13 protein-coding genes and 1 riboswitch are annotated in these 12,031 nt (G+C 38.7%); of the genes, 6 read left to right on the forward strand and 7 right to left on the reverse strand.

Annotated elements, in window-relative coordinates; genetic code table 11:
- Nucleotides 1-3 precede the first annotated feature (3 nt).
- The 6 genes from QE177_RS13525 to nudC all read right to left on the reverse strand — a co-directional run bounded on the left by QE177_RS13525 (nucleotide 4) and on the right by nudC (nucleotide 4,673).
- A complete protein-coding gene (locus tag QE177_RS13525) occupies nucleotides 4-705 on the reverse strand; it encodes a DUF1481 domain-containing protein (protein WP_280550412.1) in 702 nt (233 codons plus the stop codon).
- Between the two features lie 5 nt (nucleotides 706-710).
- Nucleotides 711-983: an HU family DNA-binding protein gene (locus QE177_RS13530; protein ID WP_026823508.1), complete on the reverse strand. Its 273-nt coding sequence runs from the start codon at nucleotides 981-983 to the stop codon at nucleotides 711-713.
- 221 nt (nucleotides 984-1,204) lie between these two features.
- On the reverse strand, nucleotides 1,205-1,792 hold the full coding sequence (locus QE177_RS13535; RefSeq protein ID WP_280550414.1) for a DUF416 family protein: 588 nt from the start codon (nucleotides 1,790-1,792) through the stop codon (nucleotides 1,205-1,207).
- A 73-nt stretch (nucleotides 1,793-1,865) separates the two neighbouring features.
- A complete protein-coding gene (gene nfi, locus QE177_RS13540) occupies nucleotides 1,866-2,534 on the reverse strand; it encodes a deoxyribonuclease V (protein WP_280550416.1) in 669 nt (222 codons plus the stop codon).
- Nucleotides 2,535-2,709: 175 nt separating this feature from the next.
- The gene (gene hemE, locus QE177_RS13545; RefSeq protein WP_280550418.1) at nucleotides 2,710-3,774 is read right to left on the reverse strand and encodes a uroporphyrinogen decarboxylase; all 1,065 of its coding nucleotides are present in this window, start codon (nucleotides 3,772-3,774) and stop codon (nucleotides 2,710-2,712) included.
- A 107-nt stretch (nucleotides 3,775-3,881) separates the two neighbouring features.
- Entirely contained in the window at nucleotides 3,882-4,673 is a 792-nt protein-coding gene (gene nudC, locus QE177_RS13550) for an NAD(+) diphosphatase (RefSeq protein ID WP_280550420.1), read from the reverse strand.
- A 175-nt stretch (nucleotides 4,674-4,848) separates the two neighbouring features.
- A riboswitch (TPP riboswitch) is annotated at nucleotides 4,849-4,966 on the forward strand.
- 132 nt (nucleotides 4,967-5,098) lie between these two features.
- Between nudC and thiC the strand changes: the two genes are divergently transcribed.
- The 6 genes from thiC to thiH are packed head-to-tail and all read left to right on the forward strand — an operon-like array spanning nucleotide 5,099 to nucleotide 10,507.
- The gene (thiC, locus tag QE177_RS13555) at nucleotides 5,099-7,033 is read left to right on the forward strand and encodes a phosphomethylpyrimidine synthase ThiC (RefSeq protein ID WP_280550422.1); all 1,935 of its coding nucleotides are present in this window, start codon (nucleotides 5,099-5,101) and stop codon (nucleotides 7,031-7,033) included.
- The gene (thiE, locus tag QE177_RS13560) at nucleotides 7,017-7,670 is read left to right on the forward strand and encodes a thiamine phosphate synthase (protein ID WP_280550424.1); all 654 of its coding nucleotides are present in this window, start codon (nucleotides 7,017-7,019) and stop codon (nucleotides 7,668-7,670) included. Before thiC ends, thiE begins: the two co-directional genes overlap by 17 nt.
- Nucleotides 7,663-8,412, forward strand: a complete 750-nt coding sequence (locus tag QE177_RS13565; protein WP_280550426.1) for a HesA/MoeB/ThiF family protein — start codon at nucleotides 7,663-7,665, stop codon at nucleotides 8,410-8,412. The genes thiE and QE177_RS13565 overlap by 8 nt, the downstream gene beginning before the upstream one ends.
- Nucleotides 8,413-8,414: 2 nt before the next feature.
- A complete protein-coding gene (gene thiS, locus QE177_RS13570; RefSeq protein WP_280550428.1) occupies nucleotides 8,415-8,615 on the forward strand; it encodes a sulfur carrier protein ThiS in 201 nt (66 codons plus the stop codon).
- A gap of 3 nt (nucleotides 8,616-8,618) precedes the next feature.
- A complete protein-coding gene (locus QE177_RS13575; RefSeq protein WP_280550430.1) occupies nucleotides 8,619-9,389 on the forward strand; it encodes a thiazole synthase in 771 nt (256 codons plus the stop codon).
- A complete protein-coding gene (gene thiH, locus QE177_RS13580) occupies nucleotides 9,386-10,507 on the forward strand; it encodes a 2-iminoacetate synthase ThiH (RefSeq protein ID WP_280552289.1) in 1,122 nt (373 codons plus the stop codon). Before QE177_RS13575 ends, thiH begins: the two co-directional genes overlap by 4 nt.
- 143 nt (nucleotides 10,508-10,650) lie before the next feature.
- Here the strand turns inward: thiH and QE177_RS13585 are convergent, their stop codons facing one another.
- The gene (locus QE177_RS13585; RefSeq protein ID WP_280550432.1) at nucleotides 10,651-11,985 is read right to left on the reverse strand and encodes a polysaccharide deacetylase family protein; all 1,335 of its coding nucleotides are present in this window, start codon (nucleotides 11,983-11,985) and stop codon (nucleotides 10,651-10,653) included.
- Nucleotides 11,986-12,031: the final 46 nt, after the last annotated feature.

Below are 12,031 nucleotides of genomic sequence, written 5' to 3' on the forward strand. Positions count from 1 at the left end.
CCTTTAAAGTTTGTCTTTTGTTGGTGCCCACAGACAGAAATTCTCATTGGCAACGAGCAATAACTCGTTGCCTTCTGGCGCTTCTAACCAAGCAATAGCTAAGTCACCTGAACTCGTCTTCGCTCTTTGCAGCAACCGATTTTCAGCCTGAGCAGTAAACGATACATCACGTTTTTCACCGCTACAAGTTATAATTTGTCCTTTACGCCAATACCCTTGGTAGAGATGAACATTACCAGCAATAAGCGTGGTGCTGAGCTCAATTAAACGGTCTGATTCAAAGCGCCAGCGAACTATATCATCCTCAGTTAGAGAAACTTTGTTATCATTTACTTTGCGCTGCATAAAAATAACATGGTCATTTTGATCAAATCTTAGCTGCTGTTGTTCTTTATTTTTATAGTCAAAAGATTGATGTCGAATTTGCCAAAGTTTACCTTGACGATATTCAAAAAAAGTAATGGTCGTATTTTTTCCTTGGTAAGGACTATATACAGCAACGATTACTTGCGGGTTACTGTTTTGATCATTTAAGCGCCATAGCCGAACAACGCCGGCGTCGGAGATAAATCCACTAGCGCTAAATTCGGGGATTTTGGATTGACTGGTGCAAGCGCCAAGTAGTGAAATAGCGCCAAGTAAAATGAGAATACGCCCAATCAATAAAAGGGGTTTAATACCCCCTCTGAATATCTTATTTGGCAACTGAATTACTTAACTGCTTCTTTCAGTGATTTTCCAGCAACAAATACTGGCACATTAGCCGCTTCAATTTTGAGTTCTGCACCTGTTTTAGGATTACGACCAATACGCGCTGCACGATGATTAGTCCTAAAAGTACCAAAACCAACGAATTGAACTTGCTCACCTTCTTTCAGTGCATCTGTAATACATTCGATGAGTGCTTCTAACGCATTTTTAGCTTGAGTCTTATTTAGGTTTGCTTTTTGCATGACATATTGAACTACATCACCCTTTTTCATGGTCTCATTTACAGTCTTATTCATAAGTTATCCTTACACAGTGTGTTTATCATTTGCATAGCATCGAGTACGTTGGATATGTAGAACTTATTAATTCTTAATATACGTCCCGAAAGCACTCCTCTCCGCCTTCACTGTAGAACATAGTATGGGCGAATGTGAAGCGTTAAAAGTCAGCATTTATGGTACCAAATCACGTTTTTAAACACTATGAACGGAAATTAGGTAACCTTAATGCCAATATTGCTGATCCCGACTTCACGGAGGTCGGATTTTAATCCTTTAATCAGCGCTACATCCCGCTCTCCACAAGCGGTAAGTAAACGGTAAATCTCCCATTGAATATCCCATTCTTCTTCAATGGTAAGCAATTCTTTCAGTTCTTCATCAGACATCTCTTTACCTGTCCGAGTCATCTCAAACATTGCGATAGTTCGAATCGAAATTTTACTTACTTCAATAGCACCGTCTAATGTTTCCCCACTTAAGTAAGAATGAATTATTTCACTTAAAGCGATACATGCATCAATAGCGGGATGGACCCCGTATATATCAAAATTATTTGCGACGGGAATAATTTCCTCTAATTTTTCCAACTGATTATCAAAATCAATTTTACTATCTTTAATAATCAGCGATTCCCAGATTAAATCTAAAATAATACGATAACGTATTGGATTTAAAAAGCTCGTTTGTTTACAAAATAATTGATAATTAGGATACATACGCTCACACAAACAAGCCATGAAAGTAATATGCTGCCAACTATTTAATTTTGCCAACCTCAAATGAATGGGGTTTCTTAGCATCAATTTCTACTCACTTACGTTTTACGCTGAAGTTTACCTGAAAATCAACAGGTTCCACATATTTTAACTTTAATTATGCCAAATTCTGTTTCATTCGATTAAAAAACGCTCTATTAGAAGCGATTCCATCAGCCCAACGAGTAGGTTCAGGTAAACGATAACCTTTAATACAACGCTTAACCCATAATAGTGAAGCGTTTAAACTGATTTTATGCCCAGGTGAGATATAAAGTGGTTTACATCTTTTTTTACTACGAAATACCCAACCAATTTGTTCATTATTATCATTCAATGGTTGGCAGCTTTCCACTATTTCATCTAAAGCCTCATGGTGACCACATAGACGTTTTTTTGCTATACCAATCGTTGGGATATCTAATAAAAGACCCAAATGACTAGCAACACCAAAACGACGAGGATGGGCAATGCCTTGTCCATCAACCATAATAAGATCAGGCTTATATTGCAGTTTTTCCCAAACAGCCAGTAGTGCAGGATACTCTCGAAAAGAGAGTAAACCTGGAATATAAGGGAATTCAGTCGGTATACGAGCAATATGATATTCAACAATAGCAAGTGAAGGCCAACGCATAACAACCATTGCGGCTCGGGTTATACTACCTTTTTCTTCAAATCCAACATCAGCACCAGCAATAAGATTAGGAATAGCAAAATTATCTGTAAGAATAATTTGTTTAGCTTTTATGGTCTGTTCCTGACGTAATAATTTGGTATCAATCATATTTATTTTTACTTAAAAAAATTTTATATAAATATATTTTATTATTTGTTTTATAACACAAAATATAAAAAAATATATTCAAATAATTGTAAATATTCAATTTGGATTTAATAAACAATAAAAAAATATAACAATTATTATTTATTAGCATTTTCTTTCTTTGGATAAACCTTACTTATTGTTGATATTGTTCTGATAATTTGTGTACTGAATTAATAAAATTTTTAACATGTTCAGGTGGAATGTCCTGATGAATGCCATGACCTAAATTAAATACATGGCCACTTCCTTGACCAAATTGCTTTAAAATTGTTTTAACTTCAAGCTCAATACGTTCTTTTGATGCATACAATATAGAAGGATCCATATTTCCCTGTAAAGCCACCTTATCTCCTACACGAGAGCGAGCCTCTTCAATATCTGTCATCCAGTCGATACCTAACGCGTCACAACCGGTCGCAGCCATTGCTTCTAACCATTGGCCACCACCTTTAGTAAATAATGTTATCGGAACTTTACGGCCTTCATGTTCTCGCAATAGAGCATCAATAATTTGATGCATGTAATGTAATGAAAATTGATAATAATCACGTCCAGTTAATACACCACCCCAAGTATCAAAAATCATCACTGATTGAGCACCTGACTGTATCTGAGCATTTAAATAAAGAATGACACTTTGCGCCAATTTATCCAATAATAAATGTAACGTTTTTGGCTCGGTATACATCAGCTTCTTAATGCGGGTAAAAGCCTTACTACTTCCTCCTTCGACCATATAAGTTGCCAATGTCCATGGACTACCAGAAAAACCGATTAATGGCACTTTGCCTTGTAACGCCTTGCGAATAGCGCGTATTGCATTCATTACGTAAACCAATTCTTGTTCTGGATCAGGAATTGGCAGTTTCTCTATATCAGCTAAACAACCAATAGGACGCTGGAACCTAGGCCCTTCTCCTACTGAAAAATAGAGACCTAGCCCCATCGCATCAGGAATAGTAAGAATATCTGAAAAAAGAATCGCCGCATCTAATGGAAAACGATGTAGAGGTTGTAATGTCACTTCACAGGCTAACTCGGTATTTTTGCATAGTGAGAGAAAATCACCAGCTTGCTCACGAATTTTTCGATATTCAGGTAAATAACGACCTGCCTGACGCATCATCCATACTGGAGTTTTATCAACAGGCTGCCGTAATAGCGCGCGTAAGTAGCGATCATTTGTTAATGCAGACATTATTAGCTCCATTAAATGGCAATGAGAAATTGCCATTATCATCGTGTATTTGCCTTTTTATTGTTGCCTAGATGCGCAACAACTTAGTTATAGTGTGATTAATATTGTTATTTATATAAGTCATTATTCTCTTGTCGACATAAAGCCAGTGTATCTTCAATCAAACGGCGAGCAATGGTATCAGGAGGCGGTATTAGCGGTAATTTATTATGATGATACCAGTCCGCACTAATTAACTCATCAGGATTGGCCTGTATTTTACCACTCGCATAATCAGCTAAAAAACCGATCATTAATGAATGAGGAAAAGGCCATGGTTGGGAAGCAATATAACGAATATTGCTAATTTCAATATTACTTTCTTCTTTTACTTCCCTTTTCACCGCTTCTTCAATCGTTTCACCTAGTTCAACAAATCCTGCTAATACAGTAAATATTGGCTTTTTTTTATGACGCCGATGTTGTGCTAATAAGATATGATCAGCACGCCGAATAGCAACAATAATACAGGGTGCAATTTGCGGATAATAGCGCTCATGACAATGACCACATAAACATGCCCATTCGGTTAAGCTAGTTGTCATTTTGTTGCCGCAATAGCCACAATAATGGTGCGAACGATAAAATTCTGCCAGTTGAATACCACGTCCAACCAGTTTAAATAGCCCCTCATCTTCATTTGCAATCCGTCGTGGTGAACACATATCCGTTGGTGATTTTGCCATAATTAACCAAATCGTTTCCGCCTGCCATTCACCAATAGGGAGAGCCTCTTTTCCTATTAATGACCAGAATTGGGCTGAACCTTTCGGTAAGTCACCCTTTGGTAACCAAATTCGACCGCCAGCACTAACAACCCACCAACCTGTTTCTGTTCCGGTTAATTGTTTTCTAATCATATAACTCAGTTCTTCTATATCTTATTTATTGGTGAATTTTAAATGTATGTCTTGCTTGATCCTAGTTAATATAGGCTAACCCATTTTCATCAATATCGAGTAACTATTCTGTTTAACGGCTATTTAATGAAGAAGTTATCCATTGCAGTTTTCATTATCTCTCTTATATACTGGCATTATCTTGTCGGAGTGCCTAGTAGGTTCAACATTATCTACAGGCTGAGACCGTTAATTCGGGATCCGCGGAACCTGATCAGGCTAATACCTGCGAAGGGAACAAGAGTAATCAACCTGCGATTTTGACTTATCAAAAGTAAGTAGCGCAATTATTATACTATTACTCTCACCGAGCTCCAGACAAGCAATTTCTCAATACAATTTATCTCTTTTATGTGAACTCTTTGTAATGATTTTAGGAATTTGCTATGTCTAAGAATATTATTGCAACCAGTGATATTGGCGTTAAAACAAATACCAGTTCCCTACGAAAAGCACAACGAGAAGCGGCACAACGTTTTCTCGATAACCTACAAAATATCAGTTTTCCCCACTCAAAACGGATCTATTTAACAGGTTATCACTATAATACCCAAGTTCCTATGCGTGAAATTCAACTTTCTCCGACCTTGGTTGGTGGTACAAAAGATAATCCTTTGTTTGAAAAGAATGAGGCAATACCTGTTTATGATACTTCAGGTGCCTATGGCGATCCTGATATCACAGTGGATATTAAAGTAGGTTTAAAAAAATGCCGCCAACATTGGATTTCCGATCGCAATGATACTGAGCCAGTTAAAAAGCCCAGCTCTTATTTTACCCAACAACGACTCGCTGATGTCGGATTGAATCATCTACGTTTCAATTACCGACCACAACCATTAAGGGCCAAAAGCGGAAAAAGAGTCACGCAATTGCACTATGCTCGTCAAGGGATAATCACACCTGAAATGGAATTTATTGCGATCCGCGAAAATATGGGACGGGAGCGTATCAATAGTAAAATATTAACTCAACAGCATCCTGGTCAAAGCTTTAGTGCTACTCTGCCAAACAACATTACCCCTGAATTTGTTCGACAAGAAGTTGCTGCTGGACGTGCCATTATTCCAGCCAATATTAACCATCCTGAATCCGAGCCAATGATTATTGGCCGAAATTTTTTGGTGAAAGTCAATGCTAATATCGGCAATTCCTCCGTAACTTCATCAATTGAAGAAGAAATTGAAAAACTAATTTGGGCAACACATTGGGGAGCAGATACCGTTATGGATTTATCGACCGGCCGTTACATCCATGAAACGAGAGAATGGCTGTTGCGTAATAGCCCTGTTCCCATTGGTACAGTGCCAATCTACCAAGCATTGGAAAAAGTTAATGGCGTTGCAGAAAATTTGAGCTGGGAAATATTTCGCGACACCCTTCTTGAGCAAGCCGAACAAGGTGTAGATTATTTTACTATCCATGCCGGTGTTTTATTACGTTATGTACCAATGACCGCCAATCGATTAACCGGTATTGTTTCTCGCGGTGGCTCAATTATGGCGAAATGGTGTTTATCCCATCATCAGGAAAACTTTTTGTATAGCCATTTCGAGGAAATCTGTGCAATCTGTGCCGCTTATGATGTCTCTTTGTCCCTTGGCGATGGATTACGACCTGGCTCTTTACAAGACGCCAATGATGAAGCGCAATTTGCTGAATTATATACATTAGGCGAATTAACTAAGATAGCCTGGCAACATGATGTTCAAGTTATGATTGAAGGCCCTGGTCATATCCCAATGCAAATGATCCGCCGTAATATGACGGAAGAATTAACCCATTGTCATGAAGCGCCATTCTATACTTTAGGGCCTTTAACCACCGATATCGCGCCAGGTTATGATCATATTACCTCAGGTATCGGTGCGGCTTTAATTGGTTGGTTTGGTTGTGCCATGCTCTGTTATGTTACACCAAAAGAACATTTAGGCTTACCTAATAAAGAAGATGTAAAACAAGGTCTTATCACCTATAAAATTGCCGCCCATGCTGCTGATCTCGCCAAAGGCCATCCTGGGGCGCAAATTCGAGATAACGCCTTATCTAAAGCACGATTTGAGTTCCGCTGGCAAGATCAATTTAATCTCGCTCTCGATCCTGAAACCGCACGTGCCTACCATGATGAAACACTGCCACAAGCAGCGGGTAAAGTGGCCCATTTTTGCTCAATGTGTGGCCCTAAATTTTGCTCAATGAAAATTTCGCAAGAAGTCCGTGAACATGCCGCACAAATGGCACATATGTCGACAACATTTCGCGCCCAGGGCAGTGAGCTATACCACAGCATGGAGACGATTTCCGATGACAAAATGGCCTGAGCACGCATTTGCATCGACAGAACAAAAACTTGGTCTGTATCCAGTTGTTGATTCTGTCGAGTGGATAAAGCGTTTGCTAAACGTCGGCGTTACCACTGTTCAATTAAGGATCAAAGATCCATTAGCCAACAACCTTGAAGCAGATATTAAGCAGGCAATTATGCTAAGCCAGCGATATCAAGCTCGCCTATTTATTAATGATTATTGGCAATTAGCTATAAAACATGGTGCCTACGGCGTCCATTTGGGGCAAGAGGATATTAATTTCGCTGATCTAAATCGCCTACAAAAAGCGGGCTTGCGCTTAGGGATTTCAACTCATAATCAACAAGAACTCGCCAGGGCAAAGCAGTTAAGACCCTCTTATATTGCATTAGGCCATATTTTTCCTACTAGCACAAAATTAATGTCTTCCTCACCGCAAGGATTAATCAGCCTAAAACAGCAAGTAAATGTCACACCAGATTACCCAACTATTGCTATAGGCGGTATTACTTTAGCACGCGTTCCGGCAGTGCTTGCAACGGGCGTAGGAGGTATTGCAATGGTTAGTGCGATCACAAAATCTCATAGTTGGTACAAAGTTGTTACTCAGCTACTACATTTCATCGAAGGTAAGGAAATAATCCATGCTTGATGATGCTATTTTTATGCGCTATAACCGCCAAATATTACTTGAAGAAATCGGTTATCAAGGCCAACAAAAATTAACAACGAGCAAAGTGCTTATTGTGGGATTGGGCGGACTAGGTTCACCGGCGGCCCTGTATTTAGCTGCTGCCGGGGTCGGCGAACTCTGGTTAGCCGATAATGATAAACTGCATATTTCAAATCTACAGCGACAAATTCTTTACCATACGCAAGATATTTCGCAGTCTAAAGTCACATTAGCAGCAAAACAACTTAATCAGCTCAATCCACAAACCATAGTGAAAACATTTGCCAAAAAACAAAACTATCATTCCCTGCAAACGCTGGTTCGCAATACGGATTTGATATTGGATTGTACTGATAATATGTCAACTCGCCAGGCAATTAATGCGGTGTGTGTGGCGGAAAAAAAAACACTCATTAGTGGCAGTGCATTAGGTTTCAACGGTCAATTGTTAGTTCTTGAACCTCCCTATAGCCAAGGTTGCTACGCTTGTCTTTATCCTGATATGAATGAACCTTATCGCAACTGTCGCACGGCCGGAGTTTTAGGACCGGTTGTTGGGGTTATCGGTACACTGCAAGCCTTAGAAGCGATTAAATTATTAGTCAATTTACCTTCCTCACTCAGTGGGAAACTGAAATTATTCGATGGTAAACAACATAGCTGGCATACCTTGCAACTTAGCAAAGCGAAAAGCTGTTTAGTTTGTGGAAGCGGGAGATAAATATGCACATTATGCTAAATGATCGACTAATCGAAATTAACAGTTCGATCACGATTATCCAGTTATTTGATTATCTGAAACTTAATTCGTTAGGTATTGCGCTAGCAATTAATCAGATCATTATTCCGCGTGAAAATTGGAATCATCACTATATTAACCATCAAGATAAAATCCTGTTATTCCAGGCTATTGCCGGAGGCTAATTTATGTTAAAAATTGCTGATACCGTTTTTCAATCTCGTTTATTTATTGGCAGTGGAAAATTTGCTAATTCATCATTGATGACCCAAGCCATTCAAGCTTCCGGCAGTCAATTAGTCACCATGGCGATGAAACGAGTTGATTTAATCAATAAAAATGATGACATTTTGCTGCCATTACAAAAAATCGGCGTCAAATTATTACCGAATACTTCTGGTGCTAAAAATGCACAAGAAGCTTTATTTGCTGCTCGCCTAGCTCGTGATGCATTAGCCACAAATTGGATAAAATTGGAGATCCACCCCGATACAAAATATTTATTACCCGATCCGATTGAGACGTTGAAAGCGGCTGAATTGTTGGTAAAAGAAGATTTTATTGTTTTACCTTATTGTAGTGCCGATCCAGTTTTGTGCCGACATTTAGAGGAGGTTGGTTGTGCTGCTGTTATGCCCCTTGGTGCACCTATTGGTAGCAATAAAGGATTAATTACCTATGATTTTCTACAAATCATTATTGAACAAGCCTCGATCCCGGTTGTTGTCGATGCAGGACTTGGTGCACCCAGTCATGCATTAGCCGCCTTGGAGATAGGCGCCGACGCTGTACTGGTAAATACCGCTATTGCCGTTGCTAATGATCCTGTTGCCATGGCACACGCCTTTCGTATTGCCACTGAAGCAGGTGATATTGTACAAGCTGCCGGACTTGCAGCGCAACACCATCAAGCCGCACCCTCTAGCCCTTTAACACAATTCCTTGAGGTATTTCAATAATGACGGCTTTTACTGAAATTTACCAGCAACTTGATTGGCATCAACTGGCGAGACAAATTAACAGTAAATCTGCTCAAGAAGTTGAAAAAGCCATATGCTTAGATAGACTGTCATTGAATGATTTTATGGCTCTCATTTCACCCGCGGCCTATCCTTATTTGGAAGTTATTGCTCAAAAAGCGCAAAAATTAACCCGCCAGCGTTTTGGCAATACTGTTAGCCTTTATGTGCCACTTTATCTGTCTAATCTATGCGCTAATGATTGTACTTATTGTGGTTTTTCTATGCACAACCCGATCAAACGAAAAACACTTAACGAAACAGAGATTATTGCAGAATGCGAGGCGATACGTTCCATTGGATACAATAATTTATTGCTTGTGACCGGTGAACATCCAAGCAAAGTGGGAATGAACTATTTTCGCCAATATATACCATTAGTTAGACAATATTTTAGTTCGGTATTAATGGAGGTTCAGCCATTAACAATAGCAGAATATAGGGAGCTAAAAAAAATTGGCTTAGATGGTGTACTGGTATACCAGGAAACTTATCATCAACCAACTTATCAGCAACACCATTTACGTGGAAAAAAACAAGATTTTTTTTGGCGGCTAGAGACACCGGATCGCCTTGGTCAGGCCGGTATTGATAAAATTGGTTTAGGGGCACTAATCGGATTATCCAATAATTGGCGGGTTGACTATTATCAAGTGGCAAGCCATCTATTTTATCTGCAGAAAAAATATTGGAAAAGCCGCTATTCTATTTCTTTCCCACGAATACGCGCCTGTATTGGTGGTATTCAACCGGCATCTACCATTCACGAAGCAGAATTAGTGCAATTAATTTGCGCTTTCCGTTTATTGGCACCCGAAGTCGAGCTTTCATTATCCACCCGCGAATCCCCCTTTTTTCGTGATAATATTATTCCACTGGTTATCAATAACCTTAGCGCGGGCTCAAGAACCCAACCCGGTGGTTATGCTAACAATCATCAAGCGTTGGAACAATTTGCTATCTATGATGACCGCAGCGCAGAAACCATCGCTAAAGTCATTATCAATGCTGGACTTCAACCTGTTTGGAAAGATTGGGATAACCATTTAGGACGTTAATAAAACACCACCTTAATCGGTGGTGATAATCGGTTTACTGAATCAAGTTATTAATTTTTTAATTAGTTTCCTTCAACCTGCCAAATAGAATTAAATTTGTCTATTCACGGTCTAACCTTCCGTATTAGCTTTATAACTCGTCTTTATTGATCAACAATAATGTCTTTATTAATAATTTGTTGCTCCCCATTACCCACCATTTGCGCAAATTTTTCTATTGGATCATCGCGCAAGGCATATAACCGTTTTAAGGCATAAGGATTATCACCCAGTTTCACTTTACCCTGAATAGTCGTCAGTGCCAAAGTCATACCCGAAGCCTCAGCCGCATCTATCACTTGTCTATTATATGCACCAAAAGGATAAGCTAAGTAACGTTGAAAGGGATTAAATGGTGCTAACTCACGCCTGGAACGGCTAAAATCAAGTTTTACCGTACGATAAGAACGGCTAAAAATAATTGGTTGGTTTTTATTATCTAATCTATGCAGAAAATGGGAGTGAGATTGAATATCAAAAACATCACGACTGTCTTTCAACTCATGTCTACTCATAAATTGTAAACCATTCGGATTCCATTTTTGATCATGAAATTTAATACGTGAGGAGATGACAAAAAGCGTTGCTAGCTGTCCATGAGCTTTTAAGATAGGATAAGCATAGCGATAAACTGATTTTAAACCATCATCAAAGGTTATACTGACTACCTTACCCGGTAAATTAATTTTTTTCTTTAAATAACCATCGACTTCATCTAACGTAATTGTCTGATAACCTGCTTGTTTTAAGTAATCCATTTGTGCTTTAAAGGCTGCTACCGAGGTGGTAGTTGAGGTATGACGAAATAATTTATTTTCATTATCAGGCAGTAAATGATGATAAGTCAGAATTGGGATCCCTTTATCTAATGAAACATCCTGACCATCAATAAAAGCCAGTCTGCCACCAAGATCAATAATAAACCAAGAGTTCAGGGATGATGTGTTGTACTTAACATTCTTCGCTATTCGATTCAGCACTGGATAACGTAAATTAGCGGAAAGAAAACCAATAATCTTGCTTTTTTCATCTGCATCTTCATAGATAGCTGTTTGTTCTGTCGTCACTAAATAGTCATAAACTGGCTTATCTAATTGTTTTAAAGTATCAGCAGGAAACTGATTTTGTTTTGCCTCAGAAGCTTGTTGCTGAGTAATATAACCATCACTATTGCCAAAATGAAAACGGTAAAAATTATTTTTCGCCGGTTGCATAAGTAAAACCGAATTTTTCAATAACCAACCAGCCTGCCGTATTTTTCCTCCCACGACTGCATAAATCACACTATCTTGGTTAACTTTCATTGGTTGACTGAACTCAGCATTAAGACGCTTTTCTAACAAGGGAACCATGCTGTTTTCCGCATAAAGTGGAAAACTGAGAAAAAAAGAAATAAAAATACTTAATGTATATAAAGTAATATAACGGCAGCGTATCATTAATTTAATATTCTCCATAATATAGCTATAAAAATGCCCTCGTTAT

The organism is Arsenophonus sp. aPb, from assembly GCF_029873475.1.
Lineage (GTDB): Bacteria > Pseudomonadota > Gammaproteobacteria > Enterobacterales > Enterobacteriaceae > Arsenophonus.